This is a genomic window from Rhodoferax sp. RT4P68, from assembly GCF_056521305.1.
The window spans coordinates 87,951-113,906 of sequence record NZ_JBWMBB010000012.1 but is presented as its reverse complement, the minus strand read 5'-3'; the positions used below and the strand labels follow the sequence as shown (position 1 = coordinate 113,906).

Below are 25,956 nucleotides of genomic sequence, written 5' to 3'. Positions count from 1 at the left end.
GCGATCAGGCCTTGACGGCACGCTCGGCTGCAGCCGGCAGGAACGCTGCGTTGAACACCGCATCGGCTGCAGGTCGTGATTTCAGGCTGAAGGTCTGCTGCAGCTCGTCGATCTGCTTGTTCACCAGCTCGGGCCGCACGGCGCCCAGGCCGTGCGCGCGTGTGTCTGCGGTCACCATGTACTGCGCAGTGATGGCAAAGCGCTGGCCTTCCAGCTTCTCGTCCAGCATCGGCTCGCGCTGTTTCACAAAAGCGGCGGCGGCGCCAGGGTTGGCCAGGGCCTCCTGCACGCCGCGGTTGGTGGCCCGCAGAAAGGCGCGCACCAGCTCCGGCTTCTTCGTGGCGAACGCGGTCGAGGCCAGGATGGCATTGCCATAGAGGCTTGCGCCGATGTCGGCGTACGACAGGACGGCCAGCTGTTCGGGCGCGATGCGCTGAAACAGCGACAACGCCGAATCGTGGAAGTAGGTCGCGCCATCGACATCGCCGCGCACGATCACGTTGTCGCGCTGCGAAAAGTCGGTCGTCACCCATTCGAAGGCGTTGGCCGGCATGCCGGCGTGCTTGGCGGCGATCGGCCATGCCCGTCGTGTGGACTCCACGGCCGCAGCGGCAATGCGCTTGCCGGCCAAGCTCTTGAAGTCAGTGACGCCCCGGTCCTTGCGGCCGATGATGACGAAGGGCGCGCGGTTGTAGTACTGGTAGACGGCCTGTACGAGCGGGCCCTGCACGGCGTGGAACTCGACCAGCGCACCGGTGTCGCCGAAGCCCATGTCGTAGGCGCCGCTGGCCACGCGGGTAATCGCCGCCACTGAGCCGCTGCCGACGTCGAAGGTGGGCGCGATGCCCTCGTGGGCGTAGTAGCCCTTGGACAGCGCCAGCAAAAATGGCGCGACCTGGCCGCTGATCCGAAAGTCCAGCGTGAATTTCAGTGGTGTCAGCTCGCGCTGGGCCTGTGCAAGGGGGGCTGCGGACATTGCGGCGAGGCCGGTGCCCAGGGAGAGGAAGTGGCGGCGGTGCATCGTGAAGCTCCAGGTGTACGGGTAGGCTGGAGTCTAGGAATGGACAGGGAACGGCAATAGCCATGTGAGAGCCATGGCGGACATGGCCCAGCCGCCATGACGCTGCGGGCTGTTCAATCTTCGGTTGCCTAGCCGACCTCCAGCTGCGCGCCGAAGGTTCGGCACACGAGCGCCCGCGGGGTTTTCGATCAACACGCGTAGATAGTTTGCATACTATGTCGAATAGGACAGTTTTCTAATCACAAGTTGTGAACAAGCTCACTACTTGATTCATCGAAGTTACATAGTATGCAAACAGTTCGGGCATGCCTGATGCCAGGACGACACTTTCTAAGGAACTATCCATGCGCAAGATTTCTCCCCGTCTCGTTTCCATTTCAACGCGGTTGGCCGGTGCCGCAGCGGCCGTGTGCTGCCTTGCCGCAGGCCAGTCTCACGCTGCTGTCACGCTTGCCTACCAGGGCTACGTGCAAGGCAGCCAGAGCGTGGATTTCGTCAGCCTCGACCCCGCCCATGTCGACACCTACAACGCAGGCGAGTCGAAGTTTCTGAAGAACGAAGACGGCGTCACAAGCCTGTTCGAGGCTTACTGTGTCGACATCTTCCAATACCGTAGTGCAAGCCAAAATGTGTACACCCTGGTGGACGGTACTAGCTACTTTGGCGCGGAAAAAGCCGATGACCTTGGTCGTTTGATGACCCTGTTCGGTCAGTGGAACGGCACCACCTCCATCACTGCGCAGGAGACCGGCGCAGTGCAGATGGCCATCTGGGAAATCGTGCAGGAGACGGCCACGGTCAACGGAGCATTCGACTACGCGCTGTCCTCCGGCGTCTTCACCCAGACTTCCAGCGGTGTCGGTACGGCCGCTCTTGCGCAGAGCTGGCTCGATAACTTTGGAAGCGTGGACAGCCAGTATGAGGTCAGCGTCTATCGCAATCCGACCTACCAAGACTACCTGGTCCTGAGCAACATCACCAACACCGTCCCGGAACCAGGAACCCTCGCGCTGGTCCTGGGCGCGGTCGGTGTGATGGGCGGCGTCGCACGTCGCCGCAAGTCGCAGGCGGCCTGAGCGACCTGCCAACCCATCCAGCGCACAGCAGGAAAGCTACTGTTTCGCTGGGTGGTGTTCCACCTGCTCGTGGTCAGCGCCGACCTGGCTGCGATCTCAGCTGACCACGATCTGCACAGCCCGCGAAGCATCTCTGCCCGGGTCGACGTTTGCGGTTTCGCCCGGAAAACTTCCACAAGCCATCGGCATTCGGCGCGATGGCTGCAACATTGAGTAGGTCAATCCAAAGGACGGTTAACCTCGGCTGGCGCCAGAGCTCCTGCACCGGACGAGCGAGGCGTCGATGGGCATTCCATCGCAGGCAAGTCAATCCATTGGAGACCCTCATGAAGTTGAAATCCCTTGTCATCGCCGCAACGGTGATGGCTGCGTTGACCGGCCCTGCCACTGCGCAGGTCAAGGACCGCATGTTCAAGGTCGGCATCGGTCTGAGTGACGATCATCCCCAGGCCCTGGCCGTCAAGTACTTCGCCGAACAGCTCTCGGCCAAAAGCGGCGGCAAGATGACGGCCAAGCTGTTTGCCAGCGGTGCACTTGGCAACGACGTGACCATGACCTCGGCCCTGCGCGGGGGCACGCTGGAGATGACGGTGCCCGACAGCTCCACGCTGGTCTCCCTCGTCCGGCCTTTCGGGGTCATCAACCTGCCGCTGACCTTCAACAACGAGGCGGAAGCCGACGCGGTGCTGGACGGCCCGGTTGGTCAGAAGCTGCTCGCCAAGCTGCCCGAAAAGGGCCTGATCGGGCTGGGCTACTGGGAAAACGGCTTTCGCCACGTCACCAACTCGCGCCGCCCGATCACCAAGGCGGACGACATCACCGGCCTCAAGTTGCGCGTGATCCAGAACCCGCTGTTTCTGGAAACCTTCAACGCGTTGGGCGCCAACGCCACGCCGATGGCCTTCACCGAGCTGTACACCGCGATGGAGTCGGCCGCCGTGGACGGCCAGGAGAACCCGACCGCCACCATCCTGGCCAGCAAGTTCTACGAAGTCCAGAAGCACCTGGTGCTGTCGCGCCACATGTACAGCGCCTGGGTGGTGCTGATGTCCAAGAAGACCTGGGATGGCTTGTCGGAGCAGGAACAGAAGATCGTGCAAGAGGCCGTGCGGGAGGCTACTGTGTTCGAGCGCAAGACCATTCGCGCGTTCGGCGACAAGGCGCTGGGCGAGCTGAAGAAGGTCGGCATGCAGGTCACCGAGCTACCGGCCGCCGAGCAAGCCAAGCTGCGTACAAAGCTGCAACCGGTGCTGGCCAAGTTCGCCAAGGATTTCGGCGAAGACACCACCAGCGAAATGATGGGCGAGCTGGCCAAGGTGCGTGGCACCGCCAAATAGCCACCGCGCGGTGGCAGGCGGCGCGGCCCCGCAGTGCCTTCAGCCGGCCGCCTGCCCTTGCACCTGCGCCCGCAACCAGCGGCTTGCTGCACTGGCGTGACTGCGTTCATGCCACAGCTGATAGAAGCGCATCGGCGGGATCTCCGAGGGTGCCGGCGCCATCACCAGCGGCAGCCGTTCCGCGTAGTGCTCGGCGAAACGTCTGGCTGTGGTGAAGACCAGGTCGCTCTGCAGCAGCGCGTACGGCGCGAGGTTGAACTCAGGTACCGTGGCCACGATCTGCCGTTGGTAACCGGTCTTGGCCAGTTCGCCGTCGATCGGGCCGGTACGCGGCTGCGCGCCGGTGTGCGGGGCCAGATGCCGCATGCGCAGATAGCGCGCCAGCGGGATGCGGCGCTCCTGCGAGAGTGGGTGGCCTTCGCGCATCAGGCAGACCACCTCGTCGGTGAACAGCGCGGCCATGCGCAGGTCTTCACGCGGGCGTGGGTCGTTGTTGATGACCAGATCGACGCTTCCGTCGTCCAGCGCCTGGGCCAGGTCGAAAGCGGCGTCGGCCGGCCGCACATGGGCCGCGATCCGTGGTCCGGCACCTGTCAGTCGCGTCACGATGCCAGGAAGAAAATCCGGTGGCAGGCAGTCAGAGCAGACGATGTGAAAAGCGCGCTCAGCGTTTGACGGGTTGAACTGGCCGCCAGCCTCCAAGCGCGCGGCCTGAGCCATGATTTCGCGCAGTGGCTCACGCAGGGTCTGGGCGCGCTCGGTCAACACCATGCGCGCGCCGCTGCGTACCAGCAATGGGTCCGCCAACAGTTCGCGCAGGCGTTGCAGCTTGCGGCTGACGGCTGGCTGGGCTTGGCCACTGGCCTCGGCCGCCCGCGTCACGCTGCGCTCGGACAACAGCAGCGCCAGGAGGCGCAGGTCGTGCAGGTTCAGGGAATTCAGGCTGTCGGTCATCTGCGAGCCATGGTAGCCGCGGGGTAGGGCGCTGGCGGCCGTCGCGCGGCTTCAGGCTGCAGGGCGAACGCTCCTGGATGTAGCCGCGCCCCTGGCGCTGACGAAGTTCATCCAGGTGGCGCTGGCCGAACCCAGGGACGCCCGGCCATGCGACCCAGCCAACGGGCGGCGTGGCGGCTGCTAAAGCTGGCCCTGGCGCAGTGTGAGCCGCTCGTGCCCTCCCGACGGCGTCGACCGCGACCGCGCCGCGGCTGCGGGCGTCGAGCTTCAATCGTGCAATGACGACAAAAACTGCTTGAGCTCCGCCGTCTGCGGGTTCGCAAAGAGCTGCGCCGGCGGCCCCATCTCGTGCACGCGGCCCTGGTGCATGAAGATCAGCCGGTCGCTGACCTTGCGTGCAAAGCTCATCTCGTGCGTGACCATCAAGAGCGTCATGCCCTCATCGGCCAGGCTCTCGACCACCCGCAGCACCTCGCCTACCAACTCCGGGTCGAGCGCGCTCGTGATCTCGTCGCACAGCAGCACGGCCGGCTCCATCGCCAGCGCGCGGGCGATCGCCACGCGCTGCTGCTGGCCACCGGAAAGCTGGTCGGGCCAGGCATCGAACTTTTCGGCCAGGCCGACGCGGGCCAGCAGCTTGCGGGCCTGATCGGCACCGGCCGCAGGGTCCTTCTTCTTGACCAGGCTGGGCGCCAGCATCACGTTCTTGCCCACCGTCAGGTGCGGGAACAGATTGAACCCCTGGAAGATCATGCCCACCCGCTGGCGCAGCGTGCGCATGGCGCCAGCGTCATCGTGCAGCAGTGGCTTGCCGTCCACCGTCAGGTTGCCGGCCTGGAACACTTCCAGCCCGTTGATGCAGCGCAACAGAGTGCTCTTGCCCGAGCCGCTCTTGCCGATGATGGCAATCACCTCGCCCGGCTGCACCTGCAGGTCGATTCCCTTCAAGACCTCGTTCGTGCCATAGGACTTGCGCAGCCCCTTGATCTCGACGATGGGCTGGCCGGTGGTGGCCGCAGGGGCGGATGCGCCGGGGCGCTCAAGCACGGAGGACATTCATCTTCCTTTCCAGGGTCTTGGCATACAGGCTGATCGGGAAGCACAGCGCGAAATACAGCAGCGCCACGCAGCTGTAGACCACGAAGGGCTTGAAGGTGGCGTTGGTGATCATGGTGCCGGCCTTGGTCAGCTCGATGAAGCCGATCACCGACGCCAGCGCCGTCCCTTTGACCACCTGCACCAGAAAGCCCACGGTTGGCGGGATCGCGATCTTCAGCGCCTGCGGCAAGACCACATGGCGCAGCTTCTCGCCGAACGAAAGTGCCAGGCTGTCGGCCGCCTCCCATTGGCCTTTGGGAATGGCAGCGACGCAGCCGCGCCAGATCTCGGCGAGAAAGGCGCTGGTGTAGAGCGTCAGCGCGGCCGAGGCCGCCACCCAGGCCGAAGTCTGCACGCCCAGCAGCGCCAGGCCGAAGTAGGCCAGGAACAGCTGCATCAGCAGTGGCGTGCCCTGGAACAACTGCACGTAGCCGGCGACAAAGGGCTCAGTGCCGGGCTTTTGCGACAGACGGGCGACCAGCAGCGCCAGGCCCACCAGACCACCGCCGACGAACGCGATCAGCGAGAGCACGACCGTCCAGCGCAGCGCCAGCAGCAGGTTGCGAAGGATGTCCCACAAGGAGAAATCGACCATGGGGTGTGCTCCTCAGCGGCCGTAGATGAAGCGCGGGCCGAGCCAGTTCAGCAGCCGGCGCATCGCGATCGACAGCACCAGGTACAAGGCCGTGGCGATGATGAAAGCCTCGAACGCGCGGAAGTTGCGGCTCTGGATCACGTTGGCGGCGAAGCTCAGCTCGGGCGTGGAGATCTGCCCGCACACGGCTGAGCCCAGCATCACGATGATGATCTGGCTGACCAACGAGGGCCAGACCTTCTTCAGCGCAGGTGGCAGCACCACGCGCGTGAAGGTCTGCATGCGGTCCAGCGCCAGACTGTGGGCCGCCTCGATCTGGCCCCGGGGTGTGGCGTCGATACCGGCGCGGATGATCTCGGTCGCATAGGCCGACAGGTTCACGACCATCGCGATGACCGAGGCGGTCTCCGGCGTCAGCTTCACGCCCGCTGCCGGCAGGCCGAAGTAGATGAAGAACAGCTGCACGATGAAGGGCGTGTTGCGGATCAGCTCCACATAGCTGCCGACGACCCACTTCAGCCACGGCGCGCCGTGCGAACGCACCCAGGCGAACGCGATGCCGATCGCCACGCCGATCACCGCCGAGATGGCGGTCAAGGCCAGCGTCCAGGCGATGCCGGTCAGCAGCATCGGCCATTGCGCCAGGACGGCGCCGAAATCGAGTTGAACACGCATGGCGCGATGGCGTGGGGCGCGGGATTACTGGGGCAGGTTGCCGGCCGGGCGGCCCAGCCAGCGCTGCGCCATCTTGTCCAGGTCGCCCGAGGCCTTGGCCGCCACCAGGATCTCGTTGACCTTCAGGCGCAGTTTGTCCTCGCCCTTGGCCACGCCGATGAAGTTCGGCGAATCCTTCAGCAGCAGCTTGTATTCGGTGCCCAGCTGCGGGTTCTTGGCGATCAGGTTGCCGGCCACCGATGCGCCAGTGGCGATCAGTTGCACCTGGCCGGCCACGAACGAGGAGACGGTGGCGTTGTTGTCCTCGAAGCGCTTGATATCGGCGCTGGGCGGTGCCAGCTTGCTCAGCTCCTGGTCTTCGATGGCGCCGCGCGTCACGCCCACGCTCTTGCCCGCCAGATCGGCAAAGCCCTTGATGGCCAGCGTCTTGGGTGCAAAGACGGCCTGGAAGAACGGCGAATAGGCCACCGTGAAATCGATGACGGCCTCGCGCTCAGGGTTTTTGCCCAACGTGGAGATGACCAGCTCTGCCTTGCCGCTCTGCAGATAGGGGATGCGGTTGGTGCTGGTGACCGGCGTCAGCTCGACGCCCACGCCCAGTTTGCCGGCGATGTAGTTGGCCATGTCGATGTCCAGGCCCTGCGGCTTGAGGTCGGTGCCGACGAAGCCGTAGGGCGGGAAGTCGGTCGGAATGGCGATCGTGATCTTCTTCGCCTTCATGACGTTGTCCAGCGCGTTTTGGGCGTGCGCGGCTGGTGCCAGGCAGGCAAGGGCAGCAGCAGCGGCGCCGACCAAGGCGATGCGGCGGCCTAGGTGGTGGGTCAGTTGCGTCATGTTCATGTCAAGGCTCCAAGGTGGGTGAGAGTGGTCGGGCCCAGTGCCCGGGGTTGGTGCGTCCTGGTGGCCCGGAGCGCGTTGCACGAATCTTGTAGGCAAGACTTGTGCCTCAGTCTTGCCTACAGGCGTTGGCACTTTTTTTTGGCTGCGTGAGCGAGCCGTCCGCCAGGGGCGGTCGCACGGCTGGCGATACCTGGGCCAAACCCCGCCATGCGTGTTGCAGTTTTTGCGAAGAGCCAAGCGCCAGCGTTGGTCATGGGCGCTGTCGAGCAGCTTCCGTGCCTGCGGGTGGCAGTTGGCATGCACCGGACTGGTGACTGGCACTCCTGGGCCCAGCGATTTCCCTGTGGTCGCGCCCACCGCACCCACTCCGCTGGCAGGAACGGTCGATCGTGCGCTGCCGGGGCGATCCGTCCATTTTTTGGCAACAATCCGGGGCCGTTTGAGCCGCAACATGCGTCTTAGAATCGTCCGCCATGGCACGAACCTCTGACGATCCGCGCTTTGCCGCGCGGCCTGCACTGCGCGGCTCCAGCGTGCCCTGGCTGGCTTATGCGCTGGGGCCTGTCGTCATCACCGTATTGGTGGGTTTGCTGGCGGGCATGGCGATCTGGACGGAATACCAGCGATACCGCGACCGCGCCACCGTCGCCACGCACAACGTCACGCGTCTGATCGAGGCGCGCCTGGCCGATGGTTTCGACAAGATCGACATGTATTTGCAGGTGCTGGCCGTGCAACACACGGAGCGGTTGCGGGGCGCGCCTGCGGCGCCAGCGGCGGGCGCGCGTGCGCTCCAGCTGCGCAGCCTGCCGCTGTTGAGCCTCGAATCGGTACGCGTGGCCGATGCGCAGGGCATCGTGCGCTACGAGGATGGCGCCGCCCAGGGCGACGGCCCGCGCGTGGCCGATGCGGATTTCTTCACCCGTGCGCGCGACGAAGGCGGCGCACAGGGCGCCATGGTGGTCAGCGGCCCCTACCCCGCAACGACGGGGCGGCCGCCGCACCTGGTGCTGGCGCGGGCCGTGCGCGATGTGGGTGGCGGTTTCCTCGGCGTGGTGTACGCACGGCTGGGGGCGGCGCAGTTCGAGAACCTCTTCGTCGGCGTCGAACTCGGCCCCAACGGTGCAGCCTCGTTGCGCACGCAGGATCTGACGCTGGTGCACCGCCACCCCTATACCGCCGATGTGCGTGACGCCGTGGGCACCAGCCATGTCTCGAGCGAGCTGCGCGATGCCGTGGCCGCCGAGCCGGCCGAGGGCCAGTACGTGGCCTCCACCGCGTTCGACCAGATGGAGCGCAACAACGTCTTCCGCAAGGTGCGCAACTATCCGTTCTATCTGATCGTGGGGCAGTCGACGCACGATTTCCTGGAGGGTTGGCGGGCCAACGCCTTCCTGTTCCTGGCGCTGGCAGGCGTCACCGTGGCGCTCACGCTGTTTGCCTGCTTCACGCAGTACCGCTGGTCGCGCCGGCAGATCGACGCCATCTACAACCGCTTCGAGGCCATGGTGCAGACGTCGTCGGACGCAGTGGTCGGCAAGACCATCGGCGGCACCATCACCAACTGGAACCGCGGCGCGCACCAGATGTTCGGCTTCACCGAGGCGGAGATGCTCGGCCAGCCGGTCACGCGGCTGACGCCCCCGGACCGGCGCGCCGAGGAGCCGGGCATGCTGGCGCGGGTGCAGCGCGGCGAGCGCGTCGAGCCATTCGAGACCGTGCGCATGCGCAAGGATGGCTCGATGGTCCACGTGTCGATTGCGGTCTCGCCGATCCTGGACAGCGGTGGCGCCATCGTCGGCGCGACCACCATCGCGCGCGACATCACGCGCCACAAGGCGCTGGAGGCGGAGATCCGCGCCATGGCCTTCAACGACCCGCTGACGCGCCTGCCCAATCGGCGTCTGCTGATGGACCGGCTGCGCCAGGCCCAGCTCGCCAGCGCGCGCCAGCGTACCTACTTCGGCGTGCTGTTCATCGACCTGGACCGCTTCAAGCAGGTCAACGACAACTTCGGCCATGACATCGGCGACCAGTTGCTGATGGAGGTGTCGCGGCGCCTGCAATCGGCCGTGCGTCAGCACGACACCGTGGCGCGGCTGGGCGGCGACGAGTTCGTCGTGCTGCTGCAGGAGCTGGGCCGCGAAGAGAAGGCCGCAGCCGATCACGTGAACACCGTGGCCGACAAGCTGCTCGACGCCATCGAGCGCGACTTCCACCTGCGTGGCGTGCGGCACCAGTGCTCGGCCAGCATCGGCATCCGCCTGCTGCTGGGCAGCCAGGATAGCGCCGAGCAGATCCTGATGGACGCCGACGCCGCCATGTACCGCGTGAAGCACCAGCGCCGGGCGTTCACACCGTTCGCGTTCGAATGACGCCGCGCGGGCCGTCGCCCGCGCCACGCGACCACCGCCGGCCATCGGCCCTTTGCCACCCGCAGGAATGACGAGGAGACGCGCATGTCCGCACACGACCACCATCCACACGACGATTCGCACGACCATTCAAACAACCGTTCGCACGACCACGCGCCAGAGTCCGAAGCGCCCGCGTGGAAGCACGACGGCGTGCGTGTCATCCCCGCTGGCCAGTTGGACGGCAATACCGCGCAGACCCCCGGCATGGACCGCAAGGCAGCGATCAACTTCGCACGTGTCGGCGCGCAGAAGCTGTGGGCCGGCACCGTCACCATCCATGCCAACGCCAAGACCGGTGCCCACCACCACGGCCACCTGGAAAGTGTGATCTACGTCGTGCGTGGCCGTGCCCGCATGCGCTGGGGCGAGCAGCTGGAATTCACCGCCGAGGCCGGCCCGGGCGACTTCATCTACGTCCCGCCGTATGTGCCGCACCAGGAGATCAACGCCAGCCCCACCGAGTCGCTGGAATGCGTGCTGTGTCGCAGCGACGGCGAGGCTGTCGCCGTGAACCTGGACATCGCGCCGGTCGAGCAGCCCGACACCGTGCTGTGGGTCGACCCGACGCATCCGCACGGCGGGGTCTAGCGCGCCTTCGCGCCGCGTCCATCAGCGGCGCTGATCGCCGATGCAATCGGCACGCCGCAGGCGCTGCAGGCACCTTGCGCGCACCCTTCGCTCGCACAATCGCGCCCACGGCAATCAGCCGCATGAGGGCAGGGCATGAAGATCGTGATTCTTGGCAGCGGCGTGATCGGCACCACGGCCGCCTGGTATCTGGCACGCGCCGGCCACACGGTGACGGTGGTCGACCGCCAGCCAGCGGCGGGCATGGAGACCAGCTTCGCCAATGCCGGCGAGGTGTCGCCGGGCTACTCGGCACCCTGGGCTGGCCCGGGGGTGCCGGTCAAGGCCATCAAATGGCTGCTGATGCAGCACAGCCCGCTGGTGATCCAGCCGTTGACCGACCCGCGCATGTGGCGCTGGGGCCTGTCCATGCTGCGCAACTGCACCGCCGAGCGCTACCGCATCAACAAGGCGCGCATGGTGCGCCTGGCCGAGTACAGCCGTGACTGCCTGCAGGCGCTGCGGGCCGACACCGGCATCGCCTACGACCAGCGCATGCAGGGCACGCTGCAACTGTTCCGCACGCAACAACAGGTGGATGGCACGGCCGGCGACATCGCGGTGCTCAAGGAATACGGCGTGCCGTACGAGGTGCTGGACATGGATGGCTGCGTGCGCCATGAGCCCGCGCTGGCCGGCGTGCGCGAGAAGTTCACTGGCGGCCTGCTGCTGCCGGGCGACGAGACCGGGGACTGTTTCCTGTTCACGCAGCGCCTGGCGCAGCTGGCCAAAGGGCTGGGCGTCGCGTTTCGCCACGGCGTGAACATCCAGGCCATCGAGCACGCCGGCGGCGACATCACCGGCGTGCGCACCGACGCCGGGCTGCTGCAGGCCGACCGTTACGTGCTGGCGCTGGGCAGCTACTCACCGCTGCTGGCCCGGCCCCTCGGCCTGCATCTGCCGGTGTACCCGGTCAAGGGCTATTCGCTGACGCTGCCGATCACGGATGCCAGCGGCGCGCCGGAATCGACCGTCATGGACGAGACCCACAAGGTGGCCGTCACACGCCTGGGCGATCGCATCCGCGTGGGCGGCACGGCGGAGCTGACCGGTTATGACGTGTCGCTCAAGGACGCGCGCCGGCGCACGTTGGACCACGTGGTGACCGACCTGTTTCCGCGTGGCGGCGACCTGGCACAGGCGAAGTTCTGGACCGGCCTGCGGCCGATGACGCCCGACGGCACGCCACTGATCGGCCCGACGCGCTACGCCAAGCTGTGGCTGTCCACCGGGCACGGCACGCTGGGTTGGACGATGGCCGCCGGCAGTGGCCAGCTGCTGGCCGACTGGCTGGGCGGCAAAGCGCCCAAGATCGACACCGAAGGCCTGAGCCTGGCCCGTTACTGAGCGCGCAGCAGCACCGCCAGATCAGCGCCCTGCAGCACGCGGATCGGCGCCTGCCGGGCGAAGGCCTGGGCGTTGTCGCTGAGCGGGCTCAGCGTCAGGAACACCGCAGCATCGGCGTCCTGCGCGCGGCGTGCGGCATCCAGTTCACGCAGTGGCTCGACGCCCTGGCGCGCGGCCTTCCAGCGCTTGGCGCCCACCAGCGTGGTGCGTCCGCCCTTGTCCAAGAGGAAGTCGGCGCCGCCGCTGGTGCGCGTGACGGTGTAGCCGGCGCTGCGGTAGGCCGTCTCCAGCGCGGCGGCAAACTCCGTCCAGCTCATCGCGGCGGCCCGGTTCAGCAGGGCCTCGACCTCGCTGGCGCTCAGCGTGCCCCACTGCCGCTTCAGCGCGATGGCGCCAATGACCGCGAACGGCACGGCGCCCAGCGCGCCAAACAGTGCGTACTCCGGGGGCAGCAGCGCCATGCTGACGGCGAAGAACGCCAGCGCTACTGCGAAGCTGATCCACCAGCGCGAGCGCAACAGGATTGCGAACAGCGAGTTCTCGGCCATCTTCAGTTTCATGCGGTTCTCGTACGTGTCGCTATCAGCAAAGGCGTGGTTTGTAGCACGTCGCGTCGGCCGCACCTGGATCGTCCTGCGGCATCGTCGCGATGCACCTGCCGTGGCCCGCTGTGCCGTTGGATGTCGGTGCGGCGTCGCGACAACGTAGCCCGGCGTGGTGCAGCCGAGCACTGTCGCTGCAACGGTTGTTCATTGGCGCAGCGGCGCCATCCGGCGTGAACGCTGGTTCAATGGCGTCTTGCTGCCCTCTCGGGGAGGGCAGGTTTGAAAGGACCGATCTCGATGAACCTGAGTCAACTCACACTGGCCTACTGGTGTCTGCTGCTGGCCGCCGTGCTGCCTTACGGAACCGCCTGGATCGCCAAGGCCGGCGCCTTCGGCCTGGCCGACAACAGCGCGCCGCGCGACTGGGCGGCGCGCCAGAGCGGCTGGCGCGCCCGCGCGCTGGCGGCGCAGGCCAATGGCTTCGAAGGGCTGCCGCTGTTCATGGCTGGCGTGATCGTGGCGCACCAGCTCGGCGCGGCCCAGGCGCGCGTGGATGCGCTGGCGCTGTCGTACGTATTGTTGCGGGTGGTCTACGTGTCGCTCTACATCCGCGACAAGAGTGCGCTGCGCAGCCTGGTGTGGGTGCTGGGGCTGGCCGTCAGCGTCGCGCTGTTCTTCTGCAGCCCGGGGTAGCGCGACCGATACTTTGAGCCGAATGCCATAGAACTTTGCAGTAGTAGTTTAGGGATTCTCCCAATCCATGCGCGCATAGGAGTATTGATAACCCTGGGAAGGGTACACGCACCGCAAGTGGAAGTCTCCAGAATTGGTTGCAACGGCCACGCGGTCGTTGCACCCGATTCACGTCAAGGAGACACCATGCAGCATTTCGCCAAGACGGGCCTCGCGCTCGCTTTTGCCCTCACCGGCCTCAGCGCCCAGGCCGCCACCGAACTCGTGATTGCGACCGTGAACAACGGCCACATGATCGAGATGCAAAAGCTCACGCCGCATTTCGAGAAGGCCAACCCCGACATCAAGGTCAAGTGGGTCACGCTGGAGGAGGGCGCCCTGCGCCAGCGCGTGACGACCGACATCGCCACCAAGGGCGGCCAGTTCGACGTGATGACCATCGGCCTGTACGAGGCGCCGATCTGGTCCAAGAAGGGCTGGCTCAAGCCCATCACGACCGACGCAGCCTATGACGTGGACGACATCCTGCCGGCCATCCGCTCAGGTCTGACGCACGAGGGCAAGCTCTACGCCGCACCGTTCTACGGCGAAAGCTCGATGCTGATGTACCGCAAGGATTTGGCCGACAAGGCCGGCATCACGATTGCCGAGCAGCCTACATGGGCCCAGGTCAAGGAGTTCGCGGCCAAGGCGCACGACCCCAAGGGCGGCGTCTACGGCATGTGCCTGCGCGGCAAGCCTGGCTGGGGCGACAACATGGCGTTCCTGTCCACGATGATCAACACGCACGGCGGCCAGTGGTTCGACATGGCCTGGAAGCCGCAGATCGACACCAAGCCCTGGAAGGATGCCATCACTCTGTACGTGGACCTGTTGAAGAACTACGGCCCGCCCGGTGCATCGGCCAACAGCTTCAACGAGAACCTGGCGCTGTTCAACGAAGGCAAGTGCGCGATGTGGGTGGATGCCACCATCGCCGCCTCGTTCATCGCCGATCCCAAGCAGTCCAAGGTGGCCGACAAGGTCGCGTTCGCGCAGGCCCCCACCGCCGTCACGCCCAAGGGTGCGAACTGGCTGTGGTCGTGGAACCTGGCCATCCCCGCCAGCTCGACCAAGGACGCGGCCGCACAGACGTTCATCCGGTGGGCCACCTCCAAGGACTACGTGAACCTGGTCGCCAAGGAGCATGGCTGGGCCACGGTGCCCACCGGCACGCGCAAGAGCACCTACGCGAACGCCGACTTCCAGAAGGTCGCCAAGTTCGCTGCTGCCGAGAAGAAGGCCATCGAGTCGGCCAACCCGAACGACAGCACGCTGGCCAAGTCCCCCTACGTCGGCGTGCAGTACGCGGCCATTCCCGAGTTCCAGGCCATCGGCCTGGGCGTGGGCCAGCAGATGAGTGCGGCGCTGTCCGGCCGCGTGACGGTGGACGCGGCGCTGAAGGCCTCGCAGACGCTGGCCGAGCGTGAAATGAAAAAGGGCGGCTACTACAAGTAAGCCGAAGGGGCCGCAGCCTTGCCGGCCCCGTCCTTCGTCACCTCCACGAAAGCCGCCATGAAACGACTGCTGCCACGGGCCTTGATGGCCCCTGCCGTGGTCACGCTCTTCCTCTGGATGATCGTGCCATTGCTGATGACGCTGTACTTCTCCCTCGTCACCTACAACCTGATGCAACCGGGTGACCGGCCCTTCGCAGGCCTGGAGAACTTCAACTACTTCTATACCGACGCCGACTTCTGGCCCGCCGTGTGGAACACGCTGGTGCTGATCGGCAGCGTGATCCTGATCACCCTGGTCTTCGGCGTGGGCCTGGCCCTGCTGGTCAACGAGCCGTTCCCTGGCCAGGGCATCGTGCGCGTGCTGCTGATCTCGCCCTTCTTCGTCATGCCCGCAGTCAACGCGCTGCTGTGGAAGCACATGATGATGAACCCGATCTACGGTGTGCTGGCCCATGTCTGGCGTTTCTTCGGCGCCGAGCCCGTGGACTGGCTGACCGACCTGCCGCTGTTCTCCATCATCGTGATGGTGGCCTGGCAGTGGCTGCCGTTCGCCTGCCTGATCTTCATCACCTCGCTGCAGTCGCTGGACCGCGAGCAGATGGAGGCCGCACGCATGGACGGCGCCACCGCCGTGCAGCGCTTCTTCTACCTGACGCTGCCGCACCTGGCGCGCGCCATGGCGGTGGTGGTGATGATCGAGATGATCTTTCTGCTCTCGGTGTTCGCAGAGATCGCCATCACCACCGGCGGTGGGCCGGGCAACGCCAGCACCAACCTCACTTACCTGATCTTCAAGCAGTCGCTGCTCAACTTCGACGTCGGTGTGGCCTCCGCAGGCGCCTTGTTCGCGGTCGTGCTGGCCAACATCGTGGCCTTCTTCCTCATCCGCATCATCGGCAAGAACCTGGACTGACCATGACGGCCACCAAGCCCCCCTCCACCCTGCTGCCCACGGCGGTGCGCACCATCGCCGCCTGGTCGCTCGCGCTGTTGCTGTTCTTCCCGCTCGGCTGGCTGTTCCTCACAGCCTTCAAGACCGAACTGCAGGCCATCGCTGTGCCACCGCTGTTCGTGTTCGACGCCACGCTGGAGAACTTCAGCGAAGTGCAGCGTCGCAGCGACTACCTGCTGTACGCCACCAACTCGCTGATCGCCAGCGTGGTCTCCACCATCCTGGGCCTGTTGATCGCGGCACCTGCCGCGTACTCGATGGCGTTCTTCCGCACGCCTGCGACGCGCGACATCCTGCTGTGGATGCTCTCCACCAAGATGATGCCGGCCGTTGGTGCGCTGGTGCCGATCTACGTGCTGGCGCAGACCGCCGGCATGCTCGATTCGCTGCCTGCGCTGATCATCGTGTTCACGCTGTCCAACCTGCCCATCATGGTCTGGATGCTCTACACCAACTACAAGGACATTCCGCCCGAGATCCTGGAGGCCGCCCGCATGGACGGCGCCAACCTGTGGACCGAGTTCCGTGAAGTGGTGATGCCGCTGTCCGTCGGCGGCATGGCCTCGTGCGGTCTGCTGTGCCTGGTGCTGAGCTGGAACGAAGCCTTCTGGGCCTTGAACCTGACCTCGGCCAAGGCCGGCACCCTGGCCACGCTGATCGCCTCCTACTCCAGCCCCGAAGGCCTGTTCTGGGCCAAGCTGTCGGCCGCCTCGCTGATGGCGATTGCGCCCATCGTCGTGTTCGGCTGGTTCTCGCAAAAACAACTCGTCCAAGGCCTGACCTTCGGCGCCGTGAAGTAATCAAGCAAGGGAGACCACCATGTCCTACCTGGAACTCAAGAACGTCAAGAAAAGCTTCGGCGACGCCCACATCATCAAAGGTGTGGACCTGCAGATCAACAAGGGCGAGTTCATCGTCTTCGTCGGCCCGTCGGGCTGCGGCAAGTCCACCTTGCTGCGGCTGATCGCCGGGCTGGAGCCCATCACCAGCGGCCAGATGATGCTGGACGGGCGCGACATCACCTACACACCCTCGGGCCAGCGCGACCTGGCGATGGTGTTCCAAAGCTACGCGCTGTATCCGCACATGAGCGTGTACGACAACATGTCCTTCGCGCTGAAGTTGGCCAAGGTCGACCGGGCCGTCATCAAGACCAAGGTCGAGCGCGCCGCCACCCAGCTGAACCTGGCGAACTACCTGCATCGCACGCCCAAGGAGCTGTCCGGCGGCCAGCGGCAGCGCGTGGCCATCGGCCGCGCCATCGTGCGCGCGCCCAAGGTGTTTCTGTTCGACGAGCCGTTGTCCAACCTGGATGCAGCGCTGCGCGGCAACACCCGTGTGGAGATCAAGAAGCTGCACGAGTCGCTGGGCGCCACCACGATCTACGTGACGCACGACCAGGTCGAGGCCATGACCCTGGCCGACCGGGTGGTGGTGCTCAAGGACGGCCTGATCGAGCAGGTCGGCGCGCCGCTGGATCTGTACGACCGGCCGGCCAACCAGTTCGTCGCGCAGTTCATCGGCATGCCGTCCATGAACATGCTGCCGGCCAACGCGCTGCCCGAGGTCTCGCGCGTGACCGGCGGCAGGCTGCCTGCCGACGGCTTCCTGGGCGTGCGGCCCGAAGGCGTGCGGGTGCATCCGGGCGCCAAGACCGGCATGACCGGGCGCGTGGACCTGATCGAGGCGCTGGGCTCGGACACGCTGATCCACGTGGACGTGCAGGGCGTGACCATGATCGCGCGCCAGAACGAGCGCACCACCCTGGAGGAGGGCGATGCCGTGGGCGTGGAGATCGACCCCAGCGTGCTGCACATGTTCACCAAGGATGGCCGCACGCTGGCCACCGCTGACGCAAGGAGCACACCACTGTGAACCCCCTGTCTTCCGCGCCCGGCTCGGTCATCCTGCACCTGGGCCTGGGCTCGTTCCACCGCGCCCACCAGGCCGTTTACCTGCAACGCCTGATCGACGCGGGCGACACCCGCTGGACGCTGGCCGGCACCAACCTGCGGCCTGACATGGAGCCGGTCGTGCAGGCGCTGGCCGCTCAGGGCGGCGCCTACACGATGGAGACCATCTCGCCGGCGGGCCACTACGCGTACCAGCGCATCACCGCCATCCGCGAGGTGATCCCCCACGCGCCCGGCCTGGCGGCAATGGTGGCGCGCGGCGCCCACCCGGCCACGCGCATCGTCTCGTTCACCGTGACCGAGGCCGGCTACTACGTGGACCCTTTGCACCGGCTGGACCCGACGCTGCCGGAGCTGGCGGCCGACATCGCGCTGGCGCGCCGTGGCCTGGCCGGCCAGACGATCTACGGCGCGGTCGCCGCCATCCTGCGCGCGCGCCGCGCGGCCGGCTCCGGCCCGGTGACGCTGCTCAACTGCGACAACCTGCGCCACAACGGCGACCGCTTCCGGGCCGCTCTGCTGGCCTTTCTGCAGGCCGCCAACGACCTGCCGCTGTTCGAGTGGACACACGCGAACACCAGTTTTCCCAACACCATGGTCGACCGCATCACGCCGCGCCCGCCGCCAGAGCTGCGCGAGCGCGTGCGCGTGGCCACCGGCCAGGACGATGCCGCGCCCGTCACCGGCGAGAGCTTCATCCAGTGGGTGATCGAAGACAACTTCATTGCCGGGCGGCCCGCCTGGGAGCGGGTGGGCGTGGAACTGGTGAAGTCCGTCCAGCCATATGAAGAGGCCAAGATCCGCATCCTCAACGCCACCCACAGCGCCATCGCCTGGGCCGGCACGCTGGCAGGCCTGCAGTACATCCACGAGGGCACGCTGACGCCTGCCATCCGCCAGATGGCGTACGACTATGTGACGGACGACGTGATCCCTTGCCTGGACCGGCCGGGCAGTCCTGAGGCCCCCACGGCCGGGCTCCGCGCGGCCAGCCCCCCGGGGGGGGCGCCCGAACTTGGGGCGGCCGGGCGTTCCGGCAGCCCGGTGGACCTGCCGGCCTACCGCGACGTGGTGCTGGACCGCTTCTCCAACCCCGCCATCCGCGACACCAACCAACGCGTGGCGGCCGACGGCTTCGCCAAGATTCCCGGCTTCATCGCGCCCACCGTGCGTGAACGGTTGGCGGCGGGCCAGTCGATCGCGGCCGTGGCCATGCTGCCAGCGCTGTTCCTGGCGTTCCTGCAGCGCTGGCACCGCGGCGAGCTGGCCTACACCTACCAGGACCAGGGCATGGACCCGGCCGTCGCGCACGCCATCTGCGCCGCGCCGGACCCTGTCGCCGCGCTGGCCGCCGACCGTTCGCTGTGGGCCGAGCTGGCCGGCGATGCACGGCTGCTGGCCGGGTTGCGCGCGGCCGACCAGCGCGTGCAGGCGTTCGTGGCCGGGCAGGCGGCGTGAGCCGGCCGGGCCGCCGCACGGTTGTATCCTGAAGCCATGTCCTCCATGACCACGCGCCAGCGGCCCCGCCAGCGCCAGCCTGAGCTGGAGGGTGCCTTCGCACGGCTGCAGGCGCTGGGCTACGAGTCGCAGGACGAAGTCGGCGTGGTGCGCTGCCTGGCCCACGGTTTTCCGACACCACTGGCGCGTTGGCATTTTCACGACGAGTACGAGCTGCACCTGATCACCTGCACCTCGGGCAAGGCCTTCGTCGGTGACTGGATCGGGCATTTCGAGCCGGGCCACCTGGTGCTATGCGGGCCGCGGCTGCCGCACAACTGGATCTCGCTGGACGCCGGGGAGGGCGGCGTCGCCGAGCGCGACCTGGTGATCCAGTTCGAGCATGCGCCGCTGGAGCGGGCCGCCCACGATCTGCCCGAGCTGCGCGAGGTCATGCTGCTGTTGCAGCGGGCACGCCACGGGATCGAGTTCTTCGGCCTGTCCGGCCGGGCGCGTGAACATTGGCAGGCCGTCAAGTCGACGCGCGGGGTGCGCCGTTTCAGCCATTTCTGCGCCTACCTGGCCGATCTGGCGCAGTGTGGCGATTACCGGCTGCTGTCCACGGTGCAGATCCAGGGCGCCGAGGGTGCCGGAGAGCTGGACCAGATCAACCGCATCGTCGACCGCATCACGGGCAACCTGACCGAGCCGGTGAGCCTGGCCGATCTGGCGGCCGACCTGGGCATGAGCGAATCGCGCTTTTCGCGTTTCTTCCGGCGCGCCACCGGCAACAGCTTCACCGACTTCGTCAACATGGTGCGCATCAACAGTGCCTGCCGGCTGCTCATGCAAACCGACCACTACGTCACCGACATCTGCTACCAGGTCGGATTCAACAACGTGGCAAACTTCAACCGGCGTTTCCTGGAGTTGAAGGGGGTCACCCCGACCGAGTTTCGCCGCCAAGCAGATTCGCGCTTCGGCGGTTCACATTGAAAACTGCGCATGTACCTGGGATTGGATCTTGGCACCTCCGAGCTGAAGGCCTTGCTGCTGGCCGATGACCACGGGGTCGTCGGCGTGGCCCATGCGCCGCTGGTGGTCGAGCGGCCGCACCCCCTGTGGTCCGAGCAGGACCCGGCCACCTGGGTCGAGGCCTTGAACACCGTCATGGAGGCGCTGCGCGCGCGTCATCCGGACGCCATGCGCCGGGTAAGCGCCATCGGCTTGTCCGGCCACATGCACGGCGCCGTGTTGCTGGACGAGGCCGACGCCGTGCTGCGTCCGGCCATCCTGTGGAACGACGGGCGCAGCAGCGAGCAGTGCGAGGCGCTGACACGCGACGTGCCGCGCCTGGCGCAGATCAGCGGCAACCTGGCCATGCCCGGCTTCACGGCGCCCAAGATGATGTGGGTGCGCGAACACGAGCCCGCCGTCTTCGCACGCACGCGCCGCGTGCTGCTGCCCAAGGATTGGCTGCGGCTGGTGTTGAGCGGCGAGGCCGTGAGCGACATGTCCGACGCGTCCGGCACGCTGTGGCTGGACGTGGCGCGGCGTGACTGGTCCGACGAACTGCTGGCCGCCAGCGGCCTGACGCGCGCGCACATGCCGCGTCTGGTCGAGGGCAGCACGCTATCGGCCATGCTGCGCCCGTCGCTGGCCGCGCGCTGGGGCATGGGGCCTGCGGTGAAGATCGCCGGCGGCGGCGGCGACAACGCGGCCAGCGCTGTCGGCATGGGGCTGGTGCGGCCCGGCCAGGGCTTTCTGTCGCTGGGCACCTCGGGCGTGATCTTCGTCTGCACGGCCGGCTTTGCGCCCAACCCGGCGCGCGCCGTCCACGCCTTCTGCCATGCGGTGCCGGACAGCTGGCACCAGATGTCGGTGATGCTGTCGGCCTCCAGCGCGATCGACTGGGCCATGCGCTGCTTTGGCTTCACCGACGTGCCCGGCTTCTTCGGCGCTGCGGCAGCGTTGGACAACGCGGCCCGCGCCCGCGCGCCGCTGTTCCTGCCCTACCTGTCGGGCGAGCGCTCGCCGCACAACGACGCCCACGCCAAGGGGGTGCTGTTCGGGCTGACGCAGGTGCATTCGCGTGCCGACATGGCCTATGCCGTGGCCGAAGGCGTGGGCCATGCGGTGCGCGACGGCCTGGACACCTTGACGCGGCCGGATACTGCTGCGCCGCTGGCCCTGGTCGGCGGCGGTTCGCGCAGCCCCTGGTGGTCGCAGCTGCTGGCCGACATCCTGCAAACGCCGTTGGCGCTGGGCGCAGGCGGCGAGGCCGGCGGCGCGCTCGGCGCCGCCCGGCTGGGCTGGCTCTGTGACGGCGGCAGCCTCGCCAGCGTCTGCGTGCAGCCCGAGGAGCGCCAGCGCTTCAACCCCGACACGGCCGCGGCCACGCTGCATGGCCCGCGCTTCGCGCGCTTCCAGGCCATCTACCAGGCGTTGCGCCCGCTGTTCCCGCCGACTTGAGCACGCTGGCGGGAGAATCGCGCTTTCGATTCTCCTGAGCCCACCATGCAACGCCGTGCCCTCGTCCTGTTCTCCGGCGGCCAGGACTCCACCACCTGCCTGGCCCATGCGCTGACGCGCTACGCGCATGTGGAGACGATCGCCTTCGACTACGGCCAACGCCACCGCATCGAGCTGGACGCCCGCCTGGTCGTGCTGCGCCAGCTGCGCGCGCAGTTCGCGCTCTGGGCGCCACGGCTGGGTGATGACCACCTGCTGGCCGTGCCGGTGCTGGGCGAGATCAGCGAGACGGCGCTGACGCGCGAGATCGTCCTGGAGATGGAGGGCTCGGGCCTGCCCAACACCTTCGTGCCGGGGCGCAACCTGCTGTTCCTGACGCTGGCCGCCGCACTGGCCTACCGGCGCGGGCTGGACGTGCTGGTCACCGGCGTCTGCGAGACTGACTTTTCGGGCTACCCGGATTGCCGCGACGACACCATGAAGGCCATGCAGATCGCCCTGTCGCTCGGCATGGACCGCCGCATCCTCATCGACACCCCGCTGATGTGGATCGACAAGGCCGAGACCTGGGCGCTGGCCGCATCGCTGGGCGGCCCGGCGCTGGTCGAGCTGGTGCTGGAGCACACCCACACCTGCTACCTGGGCGAGCGCGGCGCACGCCACCTCTGGGGATATGGCTGCGGCGCGTGCCCGGCCTGCAGCCTGCGGGCGCAGGGCTGGCAGCGTTACAGCGGCGCCTGAGTCATACCCAGCCGAAGGCGCCCATCACAGCGCCTGCCCCCAGCAGCCACAGCAGGTGCAGCCGCGTGCGCCAGACCACGAGCGCGGTGACCGCCGTCAGCGCCCACAGCTTCCAGTCGCGCGCCGGCACGTCGTGCGTGGCGGTCAGCACCCAGCCGGTGGCGATCAGCAGCGCCACGACGATGGGCGCCATGCCCTGCTTGAAGGCCCGCACGCTGCGCAGGTGGCGGTTGCGGTGGCCCCACTGCGCGCTGAAGTAGGTCAGCGTGGTGCTGGGCAACAGGATGCCGAACATGGTGGCCAAAAGGCCCAACGCAGCCGTGGGGTAGCCGCCGGCATTCAGGCCCACGTTCCAGCCCATCAGTGCCACGAACAGCACGTTCGGCCCGGGCGCGGCCTGGGCAATGGCGATCGATGCGTTGAACTGCGGGTCGGTCAACCAGCCCTGCTGGTCGACCAGGAAGCGGTGCATGTCCGGCGCCGTCGTGATGGCGCCGCCCACGGCCAGCAGCGACAGCGAGGCGAAGTGCAGGAACAGCGTCAGCCAGTCGGCCGCGCCAAGGGTCAGCTGCAGGCCGCCCGTCATGCGGTGTGCCTCCATGCCGCGCACTTCACCAGCCACGAGCGCATCCGGGGCAGCCGGGCGGCGCTCATGCCGGCAACCTGCGGTAGGCCAGCACGCAGCCCACGGTGCCCAGGCCCAACAGCACGACCACCAGGGGCCAGCGCAGCAGCGCGACGCCGGCAAAGCAGGCCAGGCCGAGCACCAGGCACAGGTGGCGCCCCAGCACATTGGCTTGCAGCGCGGTCAGCAGCTTGATGCCGGTGGCCGCGATCAGGCCGGCGGCCACGGCGCCCATGCCCCGCAGCGCGCCCGCCATGTGCGGATCGTCGGCAAGACGGGTGTAGCCGATGGCCAGCAGCAGCACCACGCACATCGGCGCCACCAGCATGCCGGCCAGCGCCGCCATGGCGCCGGCCAGGCCGAAGTAGCGCGCGCCGATCATCAACGACAGGTTGACCACGTTGGGCCCCGGCATGATCTGCGCGACCGCCCATTCCTCCACGAACTCCTCGCGTGTCATCCAGCGCTTTTTTTCGACCAGCTCGCGCTGCACGACTGCCAGCACGCCGCCGAAGCCCTGCAGCGCGAGCCAGGTGAACGAGAGGAAAAGATCGGTCTTGGACGAGGGCTGCGACGTGGCGCCGGGGCTGGCCGGCGCGGCCGCGGGGGAGGGGGCGGGCATGGGCGCGGATTATCGCGGGCGGCGGGCGCCCGTCCAACGTCGCGCGGTCAAGCCGTCGGCGCCGTGGCCGGTGCCGACCCGTCGCCCGCCACGTACTGCAGCCCCGGCGCGGCCCCCGGCGCCAGCACCAGCGTGCGCGTGGGAAAGGCGAAGCCCACGTCCATGGCTGCCAGTTCGCGCATCAGGCCGATGTAGATGGCCTGCTGGTTGTCCATGTAGAGCTTGTAGTCGGCGGTCTGCATGATGTAGATGACCACATAGTCCAGCGAACTTTCGCCCAGGCCGGCCAGGTGCGCGCGGTCGAACACCACCTGCGGCTGCGCCTCGATCACACGCCGGACGACGCCGGGGATGGCCTCGGCCTGCTCGGGCGTGGTGTCGTAGGTCACGCCGAACTTGAACTCGACGCGCCGCGTCTGCATGCGCTTGAAGTTGCGCAGCGAGCCCTTGAGCATCTCGGTGTTGGAGACCACGATCTGCTCGCCCGCCAGGCTGCGCACGCGCGTGGTCTTCAGCCCCACGTGTTCCACAGTGCCCGCCACGGTGCCGTTGTTGATCGCATCGCCGACCTCGAACGGCTTGTCCAGCGCGATGGCGATCGAGGCAAACAGATCGCCCAGGATGTTCTGCGCCGCCAGCGCCACCGCGATGCCGCCGATGCCCAGGCTGGCCACGAAGGCCGTGATGTTGAACCCCAGGTTGCTCAGCACCGCCAGCGCCACGATGGTCCACAGGGCGGTGTTCAGCCCCCAGCCGATCAGCGTGCTGGAGACGCTGGCCTGCGGCGTGCTGCCGGGCGCGCTTTGGCGCAGCAGGTAGTTGTGCATGGACAACTCGATCAGCTTGGCCCCCCACAGCGCGATCTGCAGCGCCACCGTCACATACCACAGCTGCGCCACGCGGCCGGACCAGCGCGGCGGCAGGTCCAGCACGTTCAGGCCGACCAGCACGGCCCCCACGAGCAGCAGCACGCCGTTGGTGCGCTCCAGCATCTGCGCCAGCATGGGCCGCACCGCTGCCACCCCGCTGACCGTCGGCGCAGCCGGGGCCCGTGCCTGCAGGCGCGTGCGGGCCAGACGCAGCACCGTCGTCAGGATCAAGTGGGAGACCAGCGCGCTGACCAGCGCGAACGCCCAGTTGTGCAGGCCGATGCCGAGAAAGGTGGTGGTGGAGAACCAATGTTGCAGATCGTTCATGCCGGCGTTTATAAGGGCTGCGCGCCCTGCGGGCTATCGTTGCCGGGCGCCGCGTCGCGTAGGAAGGCGCCGTCCAGCCTCAGCGCTTGGCAACATGGCCGCGCGCGAACACCGTGCCCCCGCCCAGGATCAGCGCCAGCGTCCAGAAGGCCGGCACCATGCCGGCCGCCGCGCCCAGGCCACCGAACAGAATTGGCAGGAACACCTGGCTGGCGTTCATCACCGTGCTGCGCACGCCCAGGGCCTCGCCCGCGCGGCCGGGCGGCGCCACCGCGTGCACCAGGCTCATCACCATGGGCTGCGTGCAGCCCAGGCTGAGGCCGATCACGAAGGCCAGCACCAGCAGCACCGGCACCGCCGTGAACAGCGGGAACAGCAGGTAGACCACCGCCGTCACACCCAGCGACAGGCACAGCGTCTGCCATTCGTCCAGGTGCCGCTGCAGCACCGGCATGCCCAGGCGCACGACGAAGGTCGCCACGCCGAAGCAGCCCATGATCAGCCCGATGGTCGAGGCCGACAGCCCGATGCGCGTGCCCTGCACCGGCACCATGAAGGTGAACATGTCCCAGCTCATCGACAGCAGCCCGCTGATGATGAACACGGCGCGCATGCGCGGCGCGCGCAGCAGCTCCATCACACGGCCCGTGCTGGCGGCCCCGCCCGGCCCGGTGCGCGGCACCAGCCGGATGCGCAGCAGCACTAGCGTGGCCAGCGCCAGCAGCGGGAAGAGCACCAGCACGCCGAACGTGGCCCGGTGGCCCAGCGCGTCGATGCTGATGCCGGCGATCACCGGGCCCAGCACGGTGGAGACTGAGAACGCCAGCGACAGCATGGTGAAGGCGCGCACGCGCATGGCCGCTGTCGTCGAGTGCCCGACCTCGTTGTAGATCGTCATGTGCAGCAGCATGAAGCCGCTGCCCAGCAGCATGCTGGCCACGCACAGCACCGGCACGCTGGGCCACAGCACGGGCAGCGCGACGCCCAGCACCGTGAGGATGGTGGCGATGCGCGCCGGGCGTTGCATGCCGACGCGGTCGATCCAGCGGCCCAGCCGCACCGACAGCAGCATCGGCAGGATGGACAGCAGGCTCACCTGCAGTCCGACGATGAAGGTGGATGCCTGCAGCGTGATGGCGTAGAGCGTCAGCGATACCCGCCCGCCGGTGAAGGCCAGGTGCACCAGCACCAGAACGGCCATCAGCGGCAGCAGCCTGCGCAGCATCGATGGCGCCGTGGCGTCGACCGCCTGCGCGTGCTCTCCCGGTTCCATG

25 protein-coding genes are annotated in these 25,956 nt (G+C 67.4%); 14 read left to right on the top strand and 11 right to left on the bottom strand.

Annotated features, from left to right (window positions below; all coding sequences use genetic code 11):
• Nucleotides 1–4: 4 nt before the first annotated feature.
• Nucleotides 5–1,021 (bottom strand): ABC transporter substrate-binding protein, encoded by a 1,017-nt coding sequence (locus AC099J_RS23420; protein ID WP_479617703.1) that lies wholly within the window; start codon nt 1,019–1,021, stop codon nt 5–7.
• Nucleotides 1,022–1,365: 344 nt separating this feature from the next.
• On the opposite strand from AC099J_RS23420, the gene AC099J_RS23415 reads away from it, so the two are divergent.
• Together AC099J_RS23415 and AC099J_RS23410 are read left to right on the top strand one after the other, a co-directional pair.
• Nucleotides 1,366–2,097 carry a PEP-CTERM sorting domain-containing protein gene (locus AC099J_RS23415; RefSeq protein WP_479617702.1) on the top strand — a complete coding sequence of 244 codons (732 nt, stop codon included), beginning with the start codon at nt 1,366–1,368 and terminating at the stop codon, nt 2,095–2,097.
• Nucleotides 2,098–2,423: 326 nt separating this feature from the next.
• Nucleotides 2,424–3,434, top strand: a complete 1,011-nt coding sequence (locus AC099J_RS23410) for a TRAP transporter substrate-binding protein (RefSeq protein ID WP_479617701.1) — start codon at nt 2,424–2,426, stop codon at nt 3,432–3,434.
• 39 nt (nt 3,435–3,473) lie between these two features.
• Here AC099J_RS23410 and AC099J_RS23405 read toward each other — a convergent pair whose 3' ends face one another.
• The 5 genes from AC099J_RS23405 to AC099J_RS23385 form a co-directional block, all read right to left on the bottom strand.
• Nucleotides 3,474–4,388, bottom strand: coding sequence for a LysR family transcriptional regulator (locus AC099J_RS23405; RefSeq protein WP_479617700.1), 915 nt, complete (start codon nt 4,386–4,388; stop codon nt 3,474–3,476).
• A gap of 267 nt (nt 4,389–4,655) precedes the next feature.
• A complete protein-coding gene (locus AC099J_RS23400) occupies nt 4,656–5,444 on the bottom strand; it encodes an amino acid ABC transporter ATP-binding protein (protein WP_479617699.1) in 789 nt (262 codons plus the stop codon).
• On the bottom strand, nt 5,428–6,081 hold the full coding sequence (locus AC099J_RS23395; RefSeq protein WP_479617698.1) for an amino acid ABC transporter permease: 654 nt from the start codon (nt 6,079–6,081) through the stop codon (nt 5,428–5,430). Before AC099J_RS23395 ends, AC099J_RS23400 begins: the two co-directional genes overlap by 17 nt.
• A 12-nt stretch (nt 6,082–6,093) precedes the next feature.
• Complete coding sequence (locus tag AC099J_RS23390) at nt 6,094–6,756, bottom strand: amino acid ABC transporter permease (protein WP_479617697.1); 663 nt, start codon at nt 6,754–6,756, stop codon at nt 6,094–6,096.
• Nucleotides 6,757–6,780: 24 nt separating this feature from the next.
• Entirely contained in the window at nt 6,781–7,590 is an 810-nt protein-coding gene (locus AC099J_RS23385; protein ID WP_479617807.1) for a transporter substrate-binding domain-containing protein, read from the bottom strand.
• Nucleotides 7,591–8,069: 479 nt separating this feature from the next.
• On the opposite strand from AC099J_RS23385, the gene AC099J_RS23380 reads away from it, so the two are divergent.
• The 3 genes from AC099J_RS23380 (at nt 8,070) to AC099J_RS23370 (ending at nt 11,987) form a co-directional block, all read left to right on the top strand.
• Entirely contained in the window at nt 8,070–9,971 is a 1,902-nt protein-coding gene (locus AC099J_RS23380; protein WP_479617696.1) for a sensor domain-containing diguanylate cyclase, read from the top strand.
• Between the two features lie 84 nt (nt 9,972–10,055).
• Complete coding sequence (locus tag AC099J_RS23375; protein ID WP_479617695.1) at nt 10,056–10,601, top strand: cupin domain-containing protein; 546 nt, start codon at nt 10,056–10,058, stop codon at nt 10,599–10,601.
• Nucleotides 10,602–10,736: 135 nt separating this feature from the next.
• The gene (locus AC099J_RS23370; protein WP_479617694.1) at nt 10,737–11,987 is read left to right on the top strand and encodes a D-amino acid dehydrogenase; all 1,251 of its coding nucleotides are present in this window, start codon (nt 10,737–10,739) and stop codon (nt 11,985–11,987) included.
• On the opposite strand, the gene AC099J_RS23365 is transcribed toward AC099J_RS23370, so the two are convergent.
• Nucleotides 11,981–12,547: a restriction endonuclease gene (locus AC099J_RS23365; RefSeq protein ID WP_479617693.1), complete on the bottom strand. Its 567-nt coding sequence runs from the start codon at nt 12,545–12,547 to the stop codon at nt 11,981–11,983. The two genes, AC099J_RS23370 and AC099J_RS23365, sit on opposite strands and share 7 nt — an antisense overlap.
• A 282-nt stretch (nt 12,548–12,829) precedes the next feature.
• On the opposite strand from AC099J_RS23365, the gene AC099J_RS23360 reads away from it, so the two are divergent.
• The 9 genes from AC099J_RS23360 (at nt 12,830) to queC (ending at nt 22,239) form a co-directional block, all read left to right on the top strand.
• Entirely contained in the window at nt 12,830–13,225 is a 396-nt protein-coding gene (locus tag AC099J_RS23360) for an MAPEG family protein (RefSeq protein ID WP_479617692.1), read from the top strand.
• Nucleotides 13,226–13,411: 186 nt separating this feature from the next.
• Nucleotides 13,412–14,722, top strand: a complete 1,311-nt coding sequence (locus AC099J_RS23355) for an ABC transporter substrate-binding protein (protein WP_479617691.1) — start codon at nt 13,412–13,414, stop codon at nt 14,720–14,722.
• 57 nt (nt 14,723–14,779) lie between these two features.
• Complete coding sequence (locus AC099J_RS23350; RefSeq protein WP_479617690.1) at nt 14,780–15,637, top strand: carbohydrate ABC transporter permease; 858 nt, start codon at nt 14,780–14,782, stop codon at nt 15,635–15,637.
• Between the two features lie 2 nt (nt 15,638–15,639).
• The gene (locus tag AC099J_RS23345; RefSeq protein ID WP_479617689.1) at nt 15,640–16,476 is read left to right on the top strand and encodes a carbohydrate ABC transporter permease; all 837 of its coding nucleotides are present in this window, start codon (nt 15,640–15,642) and stop codon (nt 16,474–16,476) included.
• Nucleotides 16,477–16,495: 19 nt separating this feature from the next.
• Nucleotides 16,496–17,551 (top strand): ABC transporter ATP-binding protein, encoded by a 1,056-nt coding sequence (locus tag AC099J_RS23340; protein WP_479617688.1) that lies wholly within the window; start codon nt 16,496–16,498, stop codon nt 17,549–17,551.
• Nucleotides 17,552–17,580: 29 nt separating this feature from the next.
• Nucleotides 17,581–19,047, top strand: coding sequence for a mannitol dehydrogenase family protein (locus AC099J_RS23335; protein WP_479617806.1), 1,467 nt, complete (start codon nt 17,581–17,583; stop codon nt 19,045–19,047).
• Between the two features lie 45 nt (nt 19,048–19,092).
• Nucleotides 19,093–20,022 carry an AraC family transcriptional regulator gene (locus tag AC099J_RS23330; RefSeq protein WP_479617805.1) on the top strand — a complete coding sequence of 310 codons (930 nt, stop codon included), beginning with the start codon at nt 19,093–19,095 and terminating at the stop codon, nt 20,020–20,022.
• A 9-nt stretch (nt 20,023–20,031) separates the two neighbouring features.
• On the top strand, nt 20,032–21,498 hold the full coding sequence (xylB, locus tag AC099J_RS23325; RefSeq protein ID WP_479617687.1) for a xylulokinase: 1,467 nt from the start codon (nt 20,032–20,034) through the stop codon (nt 21,496–21,498).
• A gap of 45 nt (nt 21,499–21,543) precedes the next feature.
• On the top strand, nt 21,544–22,239 hold the full coding sequence (gene queC / locus AC099J_RS23320) for a 7-cyano-7-deazaguanine synthase QueC (protein ID WP_479617686.1): 696 nt from the start codon (nt 21,544–21,546) through the stop codon (nt 22,237–22,239).
• Between the two features lies 1 nt (nt 22,240).
• On the opposite strand, the gene AC099J_RS23315 is transcribed toward queC, so the two are convergent.
• The 4 genes from AC099J_RS23315 to AC099J_RS23300 form a co-directional block, all read right to left on the bottom strand.
• The gene (locus tag AC099J_RS23315; RefSeq protein WP_479617804.1) at nt 22,241–22,825 is read right to left on the bottom strand and encodes a chromate transporter; all 585 of its coding nucleotides are present in this window, start codon (nt 22,823–22,825) and stop codon (nt 22,241–22,243) included.
• Between the two features lie 64 nt (nt 22,826–22,889).
• Entirely contained in the window at nt 22,890–23,486 is a 597-nt protein-coding gene (locus tag AC099J_RS23310) for a chromate transporter (protein WP_479617685.1), read from the bottom strand.
• 47 nt (nt 23,487–23,533) lie between these two features.
• On the bottom strand, nt 23,534–24,682 hold the full coding sequence (locus tag AC099J_RS23305) for a mechanosensitive ion channel family protein (RefSeq protein WP_479617684.1): 1,149 nt from the start codon (nt 24,680–24,682) through the stop codon (nt 23,534–23,536).
• 79 nt (nt 24,683–24,761) lie between these two features.
• Nucleotides 24,762–25,955: an MFS transporter gene (locus tag AC099J_RS23300; protein ID WP_479617683.1), complete on the bottom strand. Its 1,194-nt coding sequence runs from the start codon at nt 25,953–25,955 to the stop codon at nt 24,762–24,764.
• Nucleotide 25,956: the final 1 nt, after the last annotated feature.

Bases quoted from the DNA above. Each gene is read 5' to 3' on its own strand.
- queC (WP_479617686.1), top strand. From the start codon at position 21,544: ATGCAACGCCGTGCCCTCGTCCTGTTCTCCGGCGGCCAGGACTCCACC.
- AC099J_RS23370 (WP_479617694.1), top strand. From the start codon at position 10,737: ATGAAGATCGTGATTCTTGGCAGCGGCGTGATCGGCACCACGGCCGCC.
- AC099J_RS23345 (WP_479617689.1), top strand. From the start codon at position 15,640: ATGACGGCCACCAAGCCCCCCTCCACCCTGCTGCCCACGGCGGTGCGC.
- AC099J_RS23395 (WP_479617698.1), bottom strand. From the start codon at position 6,081: ATGGTCGATTTCTCCTTGTGGGACATCCTTCGCAACCTGCTGCTGGCG.
- AC099J_RS23350 (WP_479617690.1), top strand. From the start codon at position 14,780: ATGAAACGACTGCTGCCACGGGCCTTGATGGCCCCTGCCGTGGTCACG.
- AC099J_RS23405 (WP_479617700.1), bottom strand. From the start codon at position 4,388: ATGACCGACAGCCTGAATTCCCTGAACCTGCACGACCTGCGCCTCCTG.
- AC099J_RS23410 (WP_479617701.1), top strand. From the start codon at position 2,424: ATGAAGTTGAAATCCCTTGTCATCGCCGCAACGGTGATGGCTGCGTTG.
- AC099J_RS23315 (WP_479617804.1), bottom strand. From the start codon at position 22,825: ATGACGGGCGGCCTGCAGCTGACCCTTGGCGCGGCCGACTGGCTGACG.
- AC099J_RS23365 (WP_479617693.1), bottom strand. From the start codon at position 12,547: ATGAAACTGAAGATGGCCGAGAACTCGCTGTTCGCAATCCTGTTGCGC.
- AC099J_RS23310 (WP_479617685.1), bottom strand. From the start codon at position 23,486: ATGCCCGCCCCCTCCCCCGCGGCCGCGCCGGCCAGCCCCGGCGCCACG.
- xylB (WP_479617687.1), top strand. From the start codon at position 20,032: ATGTACCTGGGATTGGATCTTGGCACCTCCGAGCTGAAGGCCTTGCTG.
- AC099J_RS23330 (WP_479617805.1), top strand. From the start codon at position 19,093: ATGACCACGCGCCAGCGGCCCCGCCAGCGCCAGCCTGAGCTGGAGGGT.
- AC099J_RS23360 (WP_479617692.1), top strand. From the start codon at position 12,830: ATGAACCTGAGTCAACTCACACTGGCCTACTGGTGTCTGCTGCTGGCC.
- AC099J_RS23305 (WP_479617684.1), bottom strand. From the start codon at position 24,682: ATGAACGATCTGCAACATTGGTTCTCCACCACCACCTTTCTCGGCATC.
- AC099J_RS23390 (WP_479617697.1), bottom strand. From the start codon at position 6,756: ATGCGTGTTCAACTCGATTTCGGCGCCGTCCTGGCGCAATGGCCGATG.
- AC099J_RS23380 (WP_479617696.1), top strand. From the start codon at position 8,070: ATGGCACGAACCTCTGACGATCCGCGCTTTGCCGCGCGGCCTGCACTG.
- AC099J_RS23385 (WP_479617807.1), bottom strand. From the start codon at position 7,590: ATGACGCAACTGACCCACCACCTAGGCCGCCGCATCGCCTTGGTCGGC.
- AC099J_RS23415 (WP_479617702.1), top strand. From the start codon at position 1,366: ATGCGCAAGATTTCTCCCCGTCTCGTTTCCATTTCAACGCGGTTGGCC.
- AC099J_RS23400 (WP_479617699.1), bottom strand. From the start codon at position 5,444: ATGTCCTCCGTGCTTGAGCGCCCCGGCGCATCCGCCCCTGCGGCCACC.
- AC099J_RS23420 (WP_479617703.1), bottom strand. From the start codon at position 1,021: ATGCACCGCCGCCACTTCCTCTCCCTGGGCACCGGCCTCGCCGCAATG.
- AC099J_RS23340 (WP_479617688.1), top strand. From the start codon at position 16,496: ATGTCCTACCTGGAACTCAAGAACGTCAAGAAAAGCTTCGGCGACGCC.
- AC099J_RS23355 (WP_479617691.1), top strand. From the start codon at position 13,412: ATGCAGCATTTCGCCAAGACGGGCCTCGCGCTCGCTTTTGCCCTCACC.
- AC099J_RS23300 (WP_479617683.1), bottom strand. From the start codon at position 25,955: ATGGAACCGGGAGAGCACGCGCAGGCGGTCGACGCCACGGCGCCATCG.
- AC099J_RS23375 (WP_479617695.1), top strand. From the start codon at position 10,056: ATGTCCGCACACGACCACCATCCACACGACGATTCGCACGACCATTCA.